Here is a 17,892-nt window from a genome sequence, read left to right as displayed (position 1 = left end):
GGCCGATTTACGATGCGCCGGGGCACAGCCGACCCATCCCTCGGCTCGGAAACTCAACGGAAGAGAGACTTCACCACCGTGACTGCTCTGACTCTCAGCACTGCCGGTGCCGCGACGCTGCGCGCCGACGCCGTGGTCGTCGGCATCGCCAAGGGCACCGGGCCCAAGGCCGGTCCGGTCGTGGCGCCGGGCGCCGAGGCCGTGGACAAGGCGTTCGGCGGCAAGCTCGCCGGCGTCCTGGAGACCCTGGGTGCCTCCGGTGCCGAGGGCGAGGTGACCAAGCTGCCGTCGCCGTCCGGCCTGAAGGCGCCGGTCGTGCTGGCGGTCGGACTCGGCACGGCCCCCGAGAAGGACGAGGCGTTCGCCGCCGAGGTACTGCGGTCCGCCGCCGGCGCCGCGGCCCGCGCGCTCACCGGCACCAAGAAGGCCGCGTTCGCGCTGCCCGTGGAGGCGGCCGAGGACGTGGCGGCCATCGCGGAGGGCGCGCTGCTCGGTGCGTACGCCTTCACCGCGTACCAGGACGGCGGCAAGGGCGCGAAGGCGCCACTGGCCGAAATCGCCCTGATCGGCGCCAAGCCGCGTGACAAGGCTCACAAGGCCGCCGCCGAGCGCGCCATCACGCTGGCCGAGGAGATCAACCGCGCCCGCGACCTGGTGAACACCCCGCCGAACGACCTCTACCCCGAATCCTTCGCCGCAGTCGCCACCGCGGCCGCCAAGGAGCACGGCGTCAAGGTCCAGGTGCTCGACGAGAAGGCGCTCACCAAGGGCGGCTACGGCGGCATCCTCGGCGTCGGCACCGGCTCCGCCAACGGGCCCCGCCTGGTGCGCATCGCCTACACCCACCCGGCCGCGGCCAAGTCGCTCGCCTTCGTCGGCAAGGGCATCACCTACGACTCGGGCGGCATCTCGCTGAAGCCGGCCGGCCACAACGAGACGATGAAGTGCGACATGGCCGGCGCCGCCGCCGTCTTCGCCGCCGTCGTCTCGGCCGCCCGCCTCGGCCTGAAGGTGAACGTCACCGGCTGGCTGGCGCTCGCCGAGAACATGCCGTCCGGCACCGCCACCCGCCCGGGCGACGTCCTGCGCATGTACAGCGGCAAGACCGTCGAGGTCCTCAACACCGACGCCGAGGGCCGGCTCGTGCTCGCCGACGCCCTGGCCAAGGCCTCCGAGGAGAACCCGGACGCGATCGTCGACGTGGCGACCCTGACCGGCGCCATGATGATGGCGCTCGGCAGCCGCACGTTCGGCGTCATGGCCAACGACGACGCCTTCCGCACCGCCGTCCACGAGACGGCCGAGGAGGCCGGCGAGCCGTCCTGGCCGATGCCGCTCCCCGCCGACCTGCGCAAGGGCATGGACTCCCCGACCGCCGACATCGCCAACATGGGCGAGCGGATGGGCGGCGGCCTGGTGGCCGGTCTGTTCCTGAAGGAGTTCGTGGGCGAGGGCATCACCTGGGCCCACCTGGACATCGCGGGCCCGGCCTACAACGAGGGCGCCCCCTTCGGCTACACCCCCAAGGGCGGCACCGGCTCCGCGGTCCGCACCCTGGTCCGCCTCGCCGAGCGCACCGCCGACGGCGAGCTGGGCTGACGCAGCCCGGCACCGATGGCCTCGGGCATATGCCCGAGGCCGTTCGTGTTCACCCCCCGGATGCGTCCGGATTCCGCTCTGGACGAAATCCTGCCGTATACGGGGGGCCGTACACGGCGATCGCCCTCCCGAGAGGACGATCGCCGTCCCGGAGCCCGGCCCCGCGTCCCGCCTTCCGGCAACAAGTGCGAAGATGGGTTCTCGGCAGGACAGGGCCCCCACCACAGGGCCGACGAAGACAGCGGCCGAACACCAGCCGCCGCCCGGTCACGGGACCGGCGCCCGGCGCACATGCATGGAGGACGTGACGTGGCGAACGACGCCAGCACCGTTTTCGACCTAGTGATCCTCGGCGGTGGCAGTGGCGGCTACGCCGCGGCCCTGCGCGGAGCGCAGCTGGGCCTGGACGTCGCACTGATCGAGAAGAACAAGCTCGGCGGCACCTGCCTGCACAACGGCTGCATCCCCACCAAGGCCCTGCTGCACGCCGGCGAGATCGCCGACCAGGCGCGCGAGGCCGAGCAGTTCGGTGTCAAGGCCACCTTCGAGGGCATCGACATCGCGGCCGTCCACAAGTACAAGGACGACGTGATCTCGGGCCTCTACAAGGGCCTCCAGGGCCTGGTCGCCTCCCGCAAGGTGACGTACATCGAGGGTGAGGGCCGCCTGTCGTCGCCCACCTCGGTCGACGTCAACGGGCAGCGCGTCCAGGGCCGCCACGTCCTCCTGGCGACCGGCTCCGTGCCGAAGTCGCTGCCGGGCCTGGAGATCGACGGCAACCGCATCATCTCCTCGGACCACGCGCTGACCCTGGACCGGGTCCCGCAGTCCGCGATCATCCTGGGCGGCGGCGTCATCGGCGTCGAGTTCGCCTCGGCGTGGAAGTCCTTCGGCACCGACGTCACCGTCGTCGAGGGCCTCAAGCACCTCGTCCCGGCCGAGGACGAGAACTCCTCGAAGCTCCTCGAGCGCGCGTTCCGCAAGCGCGGCATCAAGTTCAACCTGGGCACCTTCTTCCAGAAGGCCGAGTACACCCAGAACGGTGTCAAGGTCACGCTGGCCGACGGCAAGGAGTTCGAGGCCGAGGTCCTCCTCGTCGCCATCGGCCGCGGCCCGGTCTCGCAGGGCCTCGGTTACGAGGAGCAGGGCGTCGCGATGGACCGCGGCTACGTCCTCGTCGACGAGTACATGCGCACCAACGTGCCGACCATCTCGGCCGTCGGTGACCTCGTCCCGACCCTCCAGCTCGCGCACGTCGGCTTCGCCGAGGGCATCCTGGTGGCGGAGCGTCTGGCCGGTCTCAAGACCGTCCCGATCGACTACGACGGTGTGCCGCGCGTGACGTACTGCCACCCCGAGGTCGCCTCCGTCGGCATCTCCGAGGCCAAGGCCAAGGAGATCTACGGTGCGGACAAGGTCGTCGCTCTGAAGTACAACCTCGCGGGCAACGGCAAGAGCAAGATCCTCAAGACCGCGGGCGAGATCAAGCTCGTCCAGGTCAAGGACGGTGCCGTGGTCGGCGTCCACATGGTCGGTGACCGTATGGGCGAGCAGGTCGGCGAAGCCCAGCTGATCTACAACTGGGAGGCTCTGCCGGCCGAGGTCGCGCAGCTCATCCACGCGCACCCGACGCAGAACGAGGCCCTCGGCGAGGCGCACCTGGCGCTGGCCGGCAAGCCGCTGCACTCCCACGACTGATTGCCCTCGGGCGCGACGACCACTTCCGCAAATCTGTAAGGAGAAACTGAAACCATGTCGGTTTCCGTAACCCTTCCGGCGCTCGGCGAGAGCGTCACCGAGGGCACCGTCACCCGCTGGCTGAAGGCCGAGGGCGAGCGCGTCGAGGCCGACGAGCCGTTGCTCGAGGTCTCGACCGACAAGGTCGACACCGAGATCCCGGCCCCCGCCTCCGGCATCCTGGCCTCCATCAAGGTGGCCGAGGACGAGACCGTCGAGGTCGGCGCCGAGCTGGCGATCATCGACGACGGCTCGGGCGCTCCGGCCGCCGCCGCGGCTCCGGCCGCCGAGCCCGCCGCCGCTCCCGCCCCGGCCCCCGTGGCCGAGGCTCCGGCCGCCCCGGCGCCGGTCGCCGAGGCCCCGGCCCCGGCTGCCGCTCCGGCCGGCGCCGCCGGCACCGACGTGACGCTGCCCGCCCTCGGCGAGTCCGTCACCGAGGGCACCGTCACCCGCTGGCTGAAGCAGGTCGGCGAAGAGGTGGCCGAGGACGAGCCGCTCCTCGAGGTCTCCACCGACAAGGTCGACACCGAGATCCCCGCCCCGGTCGCCGGTGTGCTCCTGGAGATCGTGGTCGGCGAGGACGAGACCGCCGAGGTCGGCGCCAAGCTGGCCGTCATCGGCGCCGCGGGTGCCGCGCCCGCCGCCGCTGCCGCCCCGGCCGCCCCGGCTCCGGTCGCGGCTCCGGCCCCGGTGGCCGCTCCGGCGCCCGCCCCGGCTCCGGCTCCGGCCGCCCCCGTGGCCGCCCCGGCCGCGCCCGCCGCCCCGGCGCCCGCGCCGGTCGCCGCCCCGGCCCCGGTGACCCCGGCCCCGGCCCCGGTCGCCACCTCCGGCGACGACGGCGCGTACGTCACGCCGCTGGTCCGCAAGCTCGCCTCCGAGTCCGGTGTGGACCTGGGCGCGGTCAAGGGCACCGGCGTCGGCGGCCGCATCCGCAAGCAGGACGTCATCGCCGCGGCCGAGGCCGCGAAGGCCGCCGCTGTGGCGCCGGTCGCCGCCGCCGCGCCCGCCGCGAAGGCCGCCCCCTCCCTGGAGGCGTCCCCGCTGCGCGGCCAGACGGTCAAGATGACCCGGATGCGCAAGGTCATCGGCGACAACATGATGAAGGCCCTGCACTCGCAGGCGCAGCTCACCACCGTCGTCGAGGTGGACATCACCAAGCTGATGAAGCTGCGTGCTGCCGCCAAGGACTCCTTCGCCGCCCGTGAGGGCGTCAAGCTGTCCCCGATGCCGTTCTTCGTGAAGGCGGCGGCCCAGGCGCTGAAGGCCCACCCGGTCATCAACGCCCGGATCAACGAGGACGAGGGCACCATCACGTACTTCGACTCGGAGAACATCGGCATCGCCGTGGACTCCGAGAAGGGTCTGATGACGCCGGTCATCAAGGGTGCGGGCGGTCTGAACCTCGCCGGCATCTCCAAGGCGACCGCCGAGCTGGCCGGCAAGGTCCGCGCCAACAAGATCACCCCGGACGAGCTGTCCGGCGCGACCTTCACGATCAGCAACACCGGCTCGCGCGGTGCGCTGTTCGACACGGTCATCGTGCCGCCGAACCAGGTCGCGATCCTGGGCATCGGCGCCACCGTCAAGCGCCCGGCGGTCATCGAGACCGCCGAGGGCACGGTCATCGGCATCCGCGACATGACCTACCTGGCGCTCTCCTACGACCACCGTCTGGTGGACGGCGCCGACGCGGCCCGCTACCTGACGGCCGTCAAGGCGATCCTGGAGGCCGGCGAGTTCGAGGTCGAGCTCGGCCTGTAGGACCGCGGCCGTACGGTCTGTGACGAAGGCGCCCCCGCCCGGAGTGATTCCAGGTGGGGGCGCCGCCGTATTGTCTAGAGGTCACCGCTCGCGCGAAGGAGCTCTTCATGACCCCGCCCGTCGTCCACTCGCTGCGCGAGCAGATCCGCGAGCACATCGTGGAGGGGATCGTCAGCGGCCGCTGGAAGCCGGGTGAGCGGATCGTGGAGCGCCGCATCGCGGTCGAGCTCCAGGTGAGCCAGACGCCCGTCCGGGAGGCCCTGCGCGAGCTGGAGTCCCTCCGGCTGATCGAGTCGGCCCCCAACAAGGGCGTACGCGTACGGAACCTGACGGCGGCCGACCTGGAGGAGAGCTACCCCGTCCGGGCGGGCCTGGAGCAGATCGCGGCCGAGCTGGCCGCGGACCGCCTCGCCGCCGACTGCTCGGCGCTCGAACCGCATGTGGCGGCGCTGTACGAGGCGGATGCGGCGGCGGACGGGACGGCGCAGGTCCGGCACACGGTGGGGTTCCATCGGGAGCTGGTGCGGGCGGCGCACAACAGCGTGCTGCTGCACACGTGGGAGGGGCTCGGCATCGAGGTCTTCACGGCCCTGTCCATCCGCTGGCTGGGCACGGTCCAGAAGTCGTACGCGGAGGAGCACCAGGAGCTGGTGGAGGCCTTCCGACGCCACGATCCGCGGATCGGCACGCTGGTGAAGTCCCACGTCCTGGGCTGCGCGCCCCGGGCTTAGCCCCCGCCCCGCCCCTTCCCGAAAGCCCTCCGGCGGGCGGCCTGGTGGTGGGCTGCGCCCCCGGACCCCCTGTTTACCTGCGGACCGTGCTGGGCTGGTCGCGCAGTTCCCCGCGCCCCTTAAATGCCGCTGCGCGGCATCCTCGGGGGCGCCCCGGAGCGGCGCATCTTAGGGGCACGGGGAACTGCGCGAGCAACCCCCACCGGCCCGCAGACAACCCCCGGGCCAACCAACCGCCCGCTCATACTCCGGCACCCCCGCTCATCCGTACCCCGCCCCACCTGCGAAAACAAGGCACCCCGTGCCCCCATCCGCGGCACCCTGTGCCGACTTTTTCGATATCAAGAAGTTTTTCGCTCAACGCTTTGATCGATCATCGATCGTCGGCTTACAGTCGACGGCGGACTTACCCGGTCCACCGCCCTGTCCTGCCAGACAAGGCCTCTTTCTCCACCCCCCTCCTGTCCGGAAGGCGGCGATCATGATCGACCCCACGCCCAAGTCTCCGAGCGAGCTCGACCAGCTCCCGGACCGTGACACCGAGGAGACCGCCGAGTGGGCGGCCTCCCTCGATGCCGTCGCCAAGGCCGCCGGCCCGCACCGGGCCGCGTATCTGATGCGCCGCACGCTCCAGCACGCCGAGGGCGCGGGCCTGGCCCTGCCCAAGCTGCTGGAGACGGACTACGTCAACACCATCCCCAGCTCCGCCGAACCCGTCATCGACGGCGACGAGGAGATGGAGCGCCGGATCACGGCGTGGAACCGGTGGAACGCCGCCGCGATGGTCACCCGCGGCTCCAAGCACGGCGTCGGCGGCCACATCGCCACCTTCGCCTCCGCCGCCTGGCTGTACGAGACCGGCTTCAACCACTTCTTCAAGGGGAAGGAGGCCGACGGATCCGGCGACCAGCTGTACATCCAGGGCCACGCCTCCCCCGGCATCTACGCCCGCGCCTTCCTCGACGGCCGTCTGGGCGAGACGCACCTCGACAACTTCCGGCAGGAGTCCGGCGGCAACGGCCTGCCCTCCTACCCGCACCCGCGCCGACTGCCCTGGCTGTGGGAGTTCCCGACGGTCTCGATGGGCCTCGGCCCGCTGTCGGCGATCTACCAGGCGCGCTTCAACCGGTACCTCACCAACCGCAACATCAAGGACGTCTCGGCCTCCCACGTGTGGGCCTTCCTCGGTGACGGCGAGATGGACGAGCCCGAGTCGACCGCCGCACTCGCGCTCGCCGCGCGTGAGGGCCTCGACAACCTCACCTTCGTCATCAACTGCAACCTGCAGCGCCTCGACGGCCCCGTCCGCGCCAACTTCAAGATCGTGCAGGAGCTGGAGGCCCAGTTCCGCGGCGCCGGCTGGAACGTCGTGAAGTCGCTGTGGGGCGGCGCCTGGGACGAGCTGTTCGCGCTCGACACCACCGGCGCCCTGGTCCGCCGGCTGCGCGAGGTCCCGGACGCGCAGGTGCAGACGTACCAGACGCGTGACGCGGCCTACATCCGCGAGGACTTCTTCGGCAAGGACCCGGCCCTCGTCGAGATGGCCAAGCTGCTCACCGACGACAAGATCCTCGAGTGCTTCCACCTCTCCCGCGGTGGTCACGAGCCCCGCAAGGTGTACGCCGCGTACAAGGCCGCCCTGGAGTTCAAGGGCGCGCCGACCGTCATCCTGGCGCAGACCGTCAAGGGCTTCACCCTCGGTGAGGGCTTCGCGTCCAAGAACGCGAACCACCAGATGAAGAAGCTCTCGAACGACGAGTTCAAGAACATGCGGGATCTGCTGGACCTGCCGATCTCGGACGCGCAGTTCGTCGACGGGGTCGTGCCGTACGGCCACCCCGGCGCCGACTCTCCCGAGGTCCGCTACCTCCAGGAGCGGCGCGCCGCCCTCGGCGGTCCCGCCCCGGCCCGCCGTACGCACGCGCTCGCCCCGCTGCCCGCCCCGGCCGACAAGGCGTTCGCCGCGTTCGACAAGGGCTCCGGCAGCCAGTCCATGGCCACCACCATGGCGTTCGTCCGGCTCGTCAAGGACCTCATCCGCGACAAGGAGACCGGCAAGCGCTGGGTCCCGATCGTCCCGGACGAGGCCCGTACCTTCGGTATGGAGTCGCTGTTCCCCTCCCTCGGCATCTACTCGCCGAAGGGGCAGACGTACGAGCCGGTCGACCGCGACCAGCTGATGTACTACCGCGAGGCGAAGGACGGCCAGATCCTCAACGAGGGGATCACCGAGGCCGGTTCGATGGCCGACTTCATCGCCGCGTCGTCCGCGTACGCGACGCACGGCGAAGCGATGATCCCGTTCTACATCTTCTACTCGATGTTCGGCTGGCAGCGCACCGCCGACCAGATGTGGCAGCTCGGCGACCAGCTCGGCCGCGGCTTCCTGGTGGGCGCCACCGCCGGTCGTACGACGCTGACCGGTGAGGGCCTGCAGCACGCCGACGGCCACTCGCCGGTGATCGCCGCGACCAACCCGGCGGCGCTCACCTACGACCCGGCGTTCGCGTACGAGATCGGCACGATCGTCAAGGACGGTCTGCGCCGGATGTACGGCGAGGCGGCTCCGGGCGAGGACCAGAACGTCTTCTACTACCTCACCGTCTACAACGAGCCCATGCCGCAGCCCGCCAAGCCGGCCGGGATCGACGAGGGCATCATCAAGGGCCTCTACCGCTTCAACACGGCCGAGTCGGCCGGGCTGAACGTGGCGGCCGCCAACCCCGCGCGCATCCAGCTGCTCGGCTCGGGCACCGCGATCCACTGGACCCTCCAGGCCCAGAAGCTGCTCGCCGAGGAGTGGGGCGTGGCCGCCGACGTGTGGTCCGCGACCTCCTGGACCGAGCTGCGCCGGGACGCCCTGGAGGCGGACGCCGCGCTGCTGCGCGGCGAGGAGCGCGTGCCGTACGTACGCCGGGCGCTGGCCGGTGCCGAGGGCCCGGTCCTCGCGGTCAGCGACTACATGCGCCAGGTCCCGGACCAGATCGCGCAGTGGGTCGAGCAGGACTACTCCTCGCTCGGCGCCGACGGGTTCGGCCTCTCCGACACCCGTGACGCGGCCCGCCGCCACTTCGGCGTCGACGCCCAGTCGATCGTCGTCGCGGCCCTGGCCCAGCTGGCCCGCCGCGGCGAGGTCAAGGCGTCGGCGGTCAAGGAAGCGCGCGAGCGGTACGGCCTGTAAGGCCGTTGGAACGCGGTATACGCCCCCGGGCGCGGCTCTGTGCCGTGCGCCCGGGGGCGTTTCCGTTCATCTGCGGGCCGGTGGGGGCTGGTCGCGCAGTTCCCCGCGCCCCTAGGTGGTTCGTTGTCTGCGGACCGTGGACGGCTGAGCGCGCAGTTCCCCGCGCCCCTAAAGGACTATGGCTGAGCTGAATTCCCCGGCTGCGGCCAACTACCCAAGGGGCGCGAGGAACTGCGCGAGCAACCGGCCACAGCCCGCAGACGACCGACGCTTTTAGGGGCGCGGGGAACTGCGCGACCAGTTGGGGACGGCCCGCAGACAAAGACCGGGCCGATAAGGGGCGCGGGGAACTGCGCGACCAGCCCGCCACCGGCCCGCAGACGAAGGCCGGGCCATCATGGGGTGCATGCGTGCCGCTCGGCTCATCAAGATGGTCCTGCTCCTGCAAGGTCGCGTCTCCATGTCCGCCTCCGACCTCGCCCGCGAGCTGGACGTCTCCGAGCGGACCGTCACCCGGGACGCCCAGGCGCTCGCCGAGGCCGGGGTGCCGGTGTACGCCGAGCGGGGGCGGGCCGGCGGGTACCGGCTGATCGGGGGGTACCGCACCCGGCTCACCGGGCTCGACAGGGACGAGGCCGCCGCGCTGTTCCTGTCCGGGGTGCCGGGCGCGCTGCGGGAGATGGGCCTGGAGGACGCCGCCTCGGCCGCCCGCCTCAAGGTGTCGGCGGCCCTGCTCCCCTCGCTGCGGGACGCGCCCGCGAGCGCCGGGCGGCGCTTCCACCTGGACGCGCCCGGCTGGTGGCAGGAGCCCGAAACGCCCGAGCACCTGCCCGCCGTGGCCCGAGCCGTGTGGGCGGACCTGGTCGTGCGGGTGGTCTACCGGCGCCGCGACGGGGAGTCGGTGGCGCGGCGCCTGGAGCCGTACGGGCTCGTCCTGAAGGCCGGGGTCTGGTACGTGTGCGCCCGCGCCGACGGGGAGCACCCGGGCTTTCGGGTGTATCGAATCGACCGCTTCGGCGAGGTGGCCGACGGCGAGGAGGGCTTCGTACGGGACGAGTCCTTCGATCTGCCCGGGTTCTGGGCCGAGCGGGCGGCCGGGTTCGCCCGGGCGATGCTCCGCGAGACGGTGCTCGTACGGGTGTCGGCGGCCGGGGCCGCCCGGCTGCCGTACGTCACGGACGACCGGGAGTCGGTCCTGGCGGCCCTGGAGGCGGCCGGGGAGGCCGACGAGCGGGGCCGGGTGACCGTCGCGCTGGCCGTGGAGTCGTATGACGTGGCGTTCGGCCAGCTCATGCCGCTCGGCCAGGAGGTGGAGGTACTCGAACCCGCCGGGCTGAGGGAACGGTTCGCCGACGCGGCCCGGGCGATGGGCGTGCTCTACGGCCGGGACCACCAGGGCGAGTGATTCGATCCGGCCGCCCGAAGGGCTGATTTGCGCGGCTCCGCGTGCGCGGCCACCCGCCAGCCACGATGCTGGATCCCGTGATGGACGAGACGGAATTCTGGGAGCTGATCGACAGCACCCGCGAGGACGCCGAAGGCGACCCCGAGGACCATGCGGAGCTGTTGGTGGAGCGCTTGCTGCAGCTCGACCCGGAATCCGTCCTGGACTTCGCCAGGCACTTCGAGGCCCGCTACAACCGCGCGTACGCCTGGGAACTGTGGGGCGCGGCGGCCGTGCTGCTCGGCGGCGCCAGCGACGACGCGTTCGACTACTTCCGCTGCTGGCTCATCGGCCAGGGCCGGGAGGTGTTCGAGGGCGCCCTGCACGACCCGGACCACCTCGCCGAGCTCCTGGACGACTTCGACGAGGAGATCGACGGCGACGGCGAGGACCTCGGCTACGCGGCGGACGAGGCGTACGAGCAGCTCACCGGGGCCGTCGCGCCCGATCTGGGGATCTCGCCCCAGCCCTCGGAACCGCTGGGCACCCCGATCGACTTCGAGGACGACCGCGCGCTGGCGGAACGGTTCCCCCGGCTGTGGGAACGATTCGGCACGTCGGTCTGATTCGGCACGTCGGTCTAAGGAGCGCGGTGGCCGTTCGCGGGTGCCAGGGCGAGGAGCGCCACGTCGTCCTTGGCCCGGCCCGCGTACCGGACGAGGTCGTCGCGTACCGCCTCGGTGAGCGCGGCGAGGCCGTCGCGCGGGGCCAGGGCCGCCAGGCGCTCCCCCAGCGGATAGAAGACCCCCGCCCCGTCGCGCGCCTCGGTCACCCCGTCCGTGTACGCGAGGATCCTGTCCCCCTCGGCGAGCTCCACCCGTAGCTCCCTCGGCGGCGCGAGGCCCGCGAGGCCGAGGCCGAGGGGCGGTGCGGGCTCGGCGGCCAGTTCGGCGGCGGTGCGGCCGCGCAGCAGGAACGGCCGGGGGTGGCCGCAGCTCACCACCCGTACGAGGGGCTCGTGCGGCGGGAACTCCAGGAGCAGCGCGGTCGCGAACAGCTCGCCGTGGCCGTCCGGGCTCGCGTCGACCACCAGGCGGCGGTCGAGGCGGGCGGCGACGGCCGACAGCGTGGGCTCGTCCAGGACCGCCTCGCGGAAGGCGCCGAGCAGCGCGGCCACCGTGCCGACCGCCGTGAGGCCGTGGCCCTGGACGTCCGCGATCACCGCCCGTACGCCGTGCGGGCCCTCGCGCACGTCGTAGAAGTCGCCGCCGACCAGGGTGCCGCGCTGGGCGGCCTGGTAGAGCCCGGCGCAGCGCACGGGCCCCACCGCGTCCGGCAGCGGCGGCAGCACCGCGAGCTGGGCGGCCTCGGCGACGGTGCGGACGGTCACCAGCTGGTGGTCGCGGCGCTGGCGCACCCAGGCCACGACGATGCTGAAGACCACGACGACCGCGAGGGTGAGGATGTCGCCGGGGTGCGGGTACCAGTCGCGGGTGTGCGGCAGCAGGACGCCGACGAAGGTGACGCTGGCCAGGACGACGGTGCCGATCGGGCCGTAGGCGAAGGCGGCGAGCGGCGGCACGGCGGCGAGGAAGTACCCGAGCTCGACCCCGTTGGGGGTGCCGAGCTGGGCGGCCGTGATCCCGGCGAGGACCGCCACCGGGAGCGCCCGCTGCCACAGCGGCCGGGGGGCGACCGGCAGCAGCCCGGACGCGCCCTCGTCCACCATGGCGAAGCTCCTCGGCCGCCGGTTTTCTGCTGCTCTCTCCTGTTCTACGTCACTCGGTGAGCGAGCGCCCCATCAGCACGTCGTCCACGTACTCCCCGTCCAGCAGGAACTCTTCGGGCAGGACGCCCTCGACGGTGAAGCCCTCCGACTCGTACAGCTTGCGGGCGGGGGTGTTGTGGCCCAGGACGCGCAGGGTCAGCCGGCGCGCGCCCTGGCGCCGGGACTCCTCCATGGCTGCGCGCAGCAGCGCCCGGGCGACGCCCCGGCCCCGGGCGACATCGGCGACGGCGAGGCCCTGGATCTGGCGGACGTGGTTGTTGCAGTCGAGCCGGGTGGGCCGGACCAGGCGCAGATATCCGGCCACCCGGCCGTCGAGCTCGGCCACCAGGTAGTACGAGGGCGGGTTGGCGGGGTCGAAGAACGGCGCGAACGGCGGCTCGGGCCGGGGCTGGACGGCGTGCAGCGGCGACCAGACGTCGCGGTCGAGCTCGGCGAGGGCGGCGTCGTCGGCGGGGCGGGCGGGGCGTATGTGCGGCGAGGACATAGGGCCACTGTGCCATCGGGGTACGCGTGCGGAAGCATGGTTTCCGCCCCGGAGCGGGGCACCCTCCACCATCGGGAGAAGGCGGCATGCGGATCGCGATCACGGGCTCGACCGGGCTCATCGGCACGGCGCTCGCGCAGTCACTGCGGGCGGACGGGCACGACCTCGTCAAGCTGGTGCGGCGCCCGGCGCGGGCCGGCGACGAGGTCGAGTGGGACCCGAAGCGGCAGTACGTGGACACGGCGGGGCTCGCCGGGTGCGAGGCCGTGGTCCATCTGGCCGGGGCCGGGGTCGGCGACCACCGGTGGACCGCCGCGTACAAGAAGGAGATCCGCGACAGCCGGGTGCTCGGCACGGCCGCCCTCGCCGAGGCCCTGGCCTCGCTCGACGTGCCGCCGAAGGTGCTGCTGTGCGGCACGGCGATCGGCTACTACGGCGATACGGGCACGCGCGCGGTGGACGAGGAGGCGCCGCCCGGCGACGGCTTCCTGGCGGGGGTCTGCGGGGAGTGGGAGGAGGCGGCGGCCCCGGCCCAGGAGGCGGGGATCCGTACGGTGTTCGCGCGCACCGGTCTGGTGGTGGCCCGCGGAGGCGGCGCCTGGGGCAGGCTCTTCCCGATCTTCCGGGCGGGTCTTGGCGGACGGCTGGGCAGCGGGCGCCAGTACTGGTCGTTCATCTCCCAGCACGACCACACCGCGGCGCTGCGGCACCTGCTCGACCGCCCCGAGCTGTCCGGCCCGGTGAACCTGACGGCCCCGGAGCCGGTCACCAACCGCGAGGTGACGGCGGCGATGGCCCGCGCCCTGCACCGCCCGGCGCTCTTCCCGGTCCCGGCCCCGGCGATCCGCCTGGTCCTGGGCGAGTTCGCCCAGGACGTCCTGGGCAGCCAACGGGTCCTCCCCCACCGTCTGCTGGACTCGGGCTTCAGGTTCGCGTTTCCGGGGATCGACGGGGCGATCGGGGCGGCGCTGAAGGGGTAGCGGCGGGGCGACGGGCGGAGCCGTCACGAGGAGTACCGGCGCACGGCGTGCGGGCGCGTGCCTCCGTGCTCGGTCGTATGCGCGAGTCGCGGAATCGACCGCGCTTTCTACTCTCTGACCGAACTCCTGCATTTCGCGGGCCCGTTGGGGGCATGAGGCCTCCACCAAGCCGCGCCGACCTCAGGGAGGGGCACGTGCTCAGCACCGCACACCAGGCGGACGTCGTCATCGTGGGGGCCGGGCTCGCCGGCCTGTCAGCGGCTCATCAGCTGACCGGCGCGGGGGTCACGGTCATGGTCCTGGAGGCCGCCGGGGAGGTGGGCGGGCGCATGTCCACCGAGCACATCGACGGCTTCCGCCTCGACCGGATCGGCCAGTTGCTCTCCACCTCGTACCCGGAGCTGATGCGCACGCCCGGCCTGGACGGCCTGGCCCTGAGCGCGTTCGCGCCCGGGGTGCTCGTCCACAGCGCGGGCCGCCACTACCGGGCGGGCGTGCCACGGAGCGCGCGGGGCGCACTCGCCGCAGCGCGCGCCCTTGCGAGCGCCCCCAGGGGAGGCCCCCGGGGCGTGCCCAGAAGCTCCGCGCGGGGCGGCTCCCGCAACGCCCCGACCCCGCTCGGCGGCGCGCTCGACCAGGCCCGGCTCGGCGCGTCGCTCGCCCGGCTCGCCGCGACCCCCGTCGAGCGGCTGCTCGCCCGGCCCGAACTGCCCATCGGGGCCGCCCTGCAGACCCGCGGCCTGCCCGCCCGCACCCTCGACGGGTTCGTGCGCCCCCTGCTGTCCGCACTGCTCTGCGACCCGGACCTCACCACCTCCAGCCGGTGCGCCGACCTGGCCCTGCGCGGCTTCGCGCGCGGCCGGCTGTGCGTGCCGTCGGGGGGCGCCTCGGTGCTGCCGGAGCTGCTCGCGGCCGCGCTGCCGCCCGGCACGGTCCGTACCGGCGTCAAGGTCACCTCGGTCGCCACGACCTCCGTGACCACCGCCGACCACGGCGTCCTGGGCTGCCGTTCGCTGCTGCTCGCCACGGACGCGCGCGCCGCCGCCGAGTTGCTGCCCGGGCTTCGGGTGCCGCCGTTCCACCCGGTGACGGTGGTGCACCACACCGCCCCCGCGCCCCCGCTGACCGAACCCGCGCTGCTGCTCGACGCGGACGGGGGCGGCCCGGTGGCGCACACGGTGGTGATGAGCGAGGTCGACCCGGCGCGCGCGCCGCACGGCCGGGCGCTCGTCAGCTCCACCGTGCTCGGCCCCCCGCCGCCGGACCTGGAGGCCTCGGTCCTGGCCCATCTGGCCCGGCTGTACGGGACGTCGACGGCGGACTGGGACCTGCTCGCCGTCCGGCACACCCCGGAGGCGGTCCCGGCGATGACCGCGCCCCACGACGTACGCCGTCCGGTGCGGCTGCTGGCGGGCCTGTACGTGTGCGGGGACCACCGGGACACCAGCACGGTCCAGGGGGCGCTGTACTCGGGTCGCAGGGCCGCGCACGCGATCCTGGCGGACCTGGGCCTGCGGGCGGCGTCCCCGGAACCCTCAGCCATCAGGCCTGCGGCCTGACCCGCTTCCGCCTGCGGTGGTTCGACTGCGGACCGCCGGTGGCTGGTCGCGCAGTTCCCCGCGCCCCTTAAATGCGCCCCTTCGGGGCGCCCACTAGGGGTGCGGGGAACTGCGCGAGCAACCCAGCACGGCCCGCAGACGAAAGCGTGGTCAGGGGCACCTACCCGAGCGCCGCGACCCGGTCGCGATACGTCCGGACCGCCGCCGCATCCCGGTACGGCTCCAGGCGGCGCTCGAAGTCCCGCACGTACTCCGTCGCCCGAACCGACCGCATCTCACTCGCCTGCTGCGCAGCCTCCGCCGCCAGCGCACAGGCCTGGTCGAGCTCACCGAGGCCGAGCCGGGCGCAGGCCAGGACCACCCGGCAGAAGAGCCGCGAGCGGGCGTACGCCGGGGCGCGCAGCTGCAGGGAGCGCTCGGCGTGCTGCGCGGCCGCCCGGTACTGCTGGAGGTCGCGATGGCAGTGGCCGAACTCGTCCGCGAGCTGCGCGTCGTCGAAGAACCGCGCCCAGTGCGGCACGTCGTCGCCCGGCCGGGCCGCCTCCATCGCCCGTTCCGCCCGCACCAGCGAGGCCGTGCACGCCCGGATCTCGCCGAGCACCCCGTGCCCGCGCGCCTCCACGGAGTGCAGCAGCGCCTGCACCACCGGCGGCGCCGAGGAGCCGACGCCCTGCTGGGCGACCCGCGCCAGCTGCACCGCCTCCCGGCCGTGACCGAGGTAGACGGCCTGGCGGCTCATCGTGACCAGCACGTACGACCCGTACGCCCGGTCGCCCGCCGCCTGCGCGAGCCGCAGCGCCTGGACGAAGTACCGCTGCGCCAGACCGTGCGCCGCGATGTCGTACGAGGTCCAGCCCGCGAGGCGGGTGAGGTCGGCAGCGGCCGCGAAGAGCCTGCGGCCGATGGCCTCGCCGTAGCTGCCGCGCAGCATCGGCTCGGCCTCGTGCTCCAGATAGCGCACCAGGGCCTGGCGCGCGTGGCCGCCGCCGTAGGCGTGGTCCAGGGTGCGGAAGAGCTCCCCGACCGAGCGCAGGGCCGCGATGTCGCCGCTGGTCACGCGCTGTCCGGGGCCCCGGTCCGCGCTGCGCTGCCGGGGCACGCCGGGGCGGCCCTGGCTGGGGATGCGCGGCGGCCCGGCGGCGGCCGCCTCGCCCGCGAAGCGCGGGGACGGGTCGCCGTGGCCGACGCGTTCGTCGGCCCGCCCGATCAGCCAGTCCCGGCTGGGCACCACGAGACCGGCCGGGGTGAACGCGATCTTGCGCAGTTCGACGTGGCTGCCGGAGTCCTTGCGCCACAGACCGCTGACGATGTCGACGGCCTCCTCGGGGGTCGCCGCGAACTCCAGACCGGCGTACACCGGCGCACAGGCGTCGAGCCCCAGGTCCTGGGCCGAGAGTCTGCGCCCCAGGCGCCGGGTGAACACCTCGGCGATCAGCGCGGGCGTGGTGCCGCGCGGCTGCTGCCCGCGCAGCCACCTGGTCACCGACGTCTTGTCGTACCGCAGGTCCAGGCCGTGCTCCAGGCCGAGCTGGTCCACGCGGCGCGCGAGGCCCGCGTTGGAGAACCCGGCCTCCGCGATGAGCGCGGCGAGCTGCCGGTTGGGCGTGCGCTGCGGGGGTCGTTCCGTCATCAGCTGTGCGATCTCCTGCCTTCCGGGCCAAGCGGGCAGCCCTCATGGAACGGGGGGAATTTAGCGGCCAATACCGCCCTGACCGCTGCCTTCGCCCCGCATTCATCCGATCGTGTGAGGAGGTGCCGTTTCTGCCCGCCGCACGCTGCCGTCGAACGCGGTCGTACAGTGGCTGGGGCGCATGTATGCACTGGGTGAGGAGCCGGGCGTGAACGAGCTGCGATTTGTCCGACTGGGTTTCGGCGACGACGCGGTCGAGTACCAAGAGGCCTGGGACGAGCAGCGACGGGTGCACGCGGCCCGGTTCGCCGACGAGATCCCGGACACCTGCCTGCTCCTGGAGCACCCGCCGGTCTACACGGCGGGCCGGCGCACGGACCCCAGCGAGCGCCCCCTGGACGGCACGCCCGTCGTGGACGTGGACCGGGGCGGCAAGATCACCTGGCACGGCCCGGGCCAGCTGGTCGGCTACCCGATCCAGAAGCTGCCGCGCCCGGTGGACGTGGTGGCGCACGTGCGCCGTCTGGAGGAGGCGCTGATCCGCACGGCCGCCGACTTCGGCCTGGAGACCACCCGGGTCGAGGGCCGCAGCGGGGTGTGGGTGCTCGGCGACCCGGTCGAGCAGCGCCCCAAGCCCGCCGGGCTCTCCCTCGACTTCGACCCCCGGCTCACCGACGACGAGTTCGACCCGCGCCTGAACGGCCCGGAGTACGCTCCCTCCAACGCGGGCCAGCGCCGCGAGGACCGCAAGCTCGCCGCGATCGGCATCCGCGTCGCCAAGGGCGTGACGATGCACGGCTTCGCGCTGAACGTGAACCCGGACAACACCTGGTTCGACAAGATCGTGCCGTGCGGCATCCGCGACGCGGGCGTGACCTCGCTCTCGTACGAACTGGGCCGCGAGATCACGATCGCCGACGTCCTGCCGGTGATCGAGAAGCACCTCAAGGACATCCTGGAGAACGCGGACCTGGCGCCCAGGGAGATCGAGCGCGCTACCGCCTAGTACGCCCGGGCGTACCGGGAACGGGAATGCGCCCCCTTGGCCATGGGTTGG

General features: G+C 73.0%; 13 protein-coding genes. 10 read left to right on the top strand and 3 right to left on the bottom strand.

The genetic code is table 11. The annotated features are described in order from the left end of the window. Nucleotides 1–78 precede the first annotated feature (78 nt). The 7 genes from QIY60_RS20640 (at nucleotide 79) to QIY60_RS20610 (ending at nucleotide 11,019) form a co-directional block, all read left to right on the top strand. Nucleotides 79–1,599 carry a leucyl aminopeptidase gene (locus QIY60_RS20640; protein ID WP_283143751.1) on the top strand — a complete coding sequence of 507 codons (1,521 nt, stop codon included), beginning with the start codon at nucleotides 79–81 and terminating at the stop codon, nucleotides 1,597–1,599. A gap of 309 nt (nucleotides 1,600–1,908) precedes the next feature. Beyond that, the gene (gene lpdA, locus QIY60_RS20635; protein WP_190088689.1) at nucleotides 1,909–3,297 is read left to right on the top strand and encodes a dihydrolipoyl dehydrogenase; all 1,389 of its coding nucleotides are present in this window, start codon (nucleotides 1,909–1,911) and stop codon (nucleotides 3,295–3,297) included. 54 nt (nucleotides 3,298–3,351) lie between these two features. Continuing rightward, a complete protein-coding gene (sucB, locus tag QIY60_RS20630; protein ID WP_283143750.1) occupies nucleotides 3,352–5,097 on the top strand; it encodes a 2-oxoglutarate dehydrogenase, E2 component, dihydrolipoamide succinyltransferase in 1,746 nt (581 codons plus the stop codon). Nucleotides 5,098–5,204: 107 nt separating this feature from the next. Further along, nucleotides 5,205–5,828 (top strand): GntR family transcriptional regulator, encoded by a 624-nt coding sequence (locus QIY60_RS20625; protein ID WP_101388017.1) that lies wholly within the window; start codon nucleotides 5,205–5,207, stop codon nucleotides 5,826–5,828. 481 nt (nucleotides 5,829–6,309) lie between these two features. Beyond that, a complete protein-coding gene (gene aceE / locus QIY60_RS20620; RefSeq protein ID WP_283143749.1) occupies nucleotides 6,310–9,009 on the top strand; it encodes a pyruvate dehydrogenase (acetyl-transferring), homodimeric type in 2,700 nt (899 codons plus the stop codon). A 406-nt stretch (nucleotides 9,010–9,415) separates the two neighbouring features. After that, nucleotides 9,416–10,414, top strand: coding sequence for a WYL domain-containing protein (locus QIY60_RS20615; protein WP_283143748.1), 999 nt, complete (start codon nucleotides 9,416–9,418; stop codon nucleotides 10,412–10,414). Between the two features lie 80 nt (nucleotides 10,415–10,494). Continuing rightward, on the top strand, nucleotides 10,495–11,019 hold the full coding sequence (locus QIY60_RS20610; RefSeq protein WP_283143747.1) for a DUF4240 domain-containing protein: 525 nt from the start codon (nucleotides 10,495–10,497) through the stop codon (nucleotides 11,017–11,019). 14 nt (nucleotides 11,020–11,033) lie between these two features. On the opposite strand, the gene QIY60_RS20605 is transcribed toward QIY60_RS20610, so the two are convergent. Together QIY60_RS20605 and QIY60_RS20600 are read right to left on the bottom strand one after the other, a co-directional pair. Further along, the gene (locus QIY60_RS20605; protein WP_283143746.1) at nucleotides 11,034–12,122 is read right to left on the bottom strand and encodes a PP2C family protein-serine/threonine phosphatase; all 1,089 of its coding nucleotides are present in this window, start codon (nucleotides 12,120–12,122) and stop codon (nucleotides 11,034–11,036) included. 49 nt (nucleotides 12,123–12,171) lie between these two features. Beyond that, nucleotides 12,172–12,666, bottom strand: coding sequence for a GNAT family N-acetyltransferase (locus tag QIY60_RS20600; protein WP_283143745.1), 495 nt, complete (start codon nucleotides 12,664–12,666; stop codon nucleotides 12,172–12,174). 86 nt (nucleotides 12,667–12,752) lie between these two features. Here QIY60_RS20600 and QIY60_RS20595 point away from each other — a divergent pair, with 86 nt between their 5' ends. Then, a complete protein-coding gene (locus tag QIY60_RS20595; protein ID WP_283143744.1) occupies nucleotides 12,753–13,646 on the top strand; it encodes a TIGR01777 family oxidoreductase in 894 nt (297 codons plus the stop codon). Nucleotides 13,647–13,840: 194 nt separating this feature from the next. Continuing rightward, a complete protein-coding gene (locus QIY60_RS20590; protein WP_283143743.1) occupies nucleotides 13,841–15,205 on the top strand; it encodes an NAD(P)/FAD-dependent oxidoreductase in 1,365 nt (454 codons plus the stop codon). A gap of 160 nt (nucleotides 15,206–15,365) precedes the next feature. Here the strand turns inward: QIY60_RS20590 and QIY60_RS20585 are convergent, their stop codons facing one another. Further along, the gene (locus tag QIY60_RS20585) at nucleotides 15,366–16,835 is read right to left on the bottom strand and encodes a regulator (protein WP_283143742.1); all 1,470 of its coding nucleotides are present in this window, start codon (nucleotides 16,833–16,835) and stop codon (nucleotides 15,366–15,368) included. A gap of 208 nt (nucleotides 16,836–17,043) precedes the next feature. Between QIY60_RS20585 and lipB the strand changes: the two genes are divergently transcribed. After that, on the top strand, nucleotides 17,044–17,841 hold the full coding sequence (gene lipB / locus QIY60_RS20580; RefSeq protein ID WP_283143741.1) for a lipoyl(octanoyl) transferase LipB: 798 nt from the start codon (nucleotides 17,044–17,046) through the stop codon (nucleotides 17,839–17,841). Nucleotides 17,842–17,892: the final 51 nt, after the last annotated feature.

It is taken from the genome of Streptomyces sp. BPTC-684 (genome assembly GCF_030028635.1).
Taxonomy (GTDB): Bacteria; Actinomycetota; Actinomycetes; order Streptomycetales; family Streptomycetaceae; genus Streptomyces; species Streptomyces noboritoensis.
Note: the sequence above shows the minus strand (reverse complement) of the source record. Positions and strands in the feature narration are given on the sequence as shown.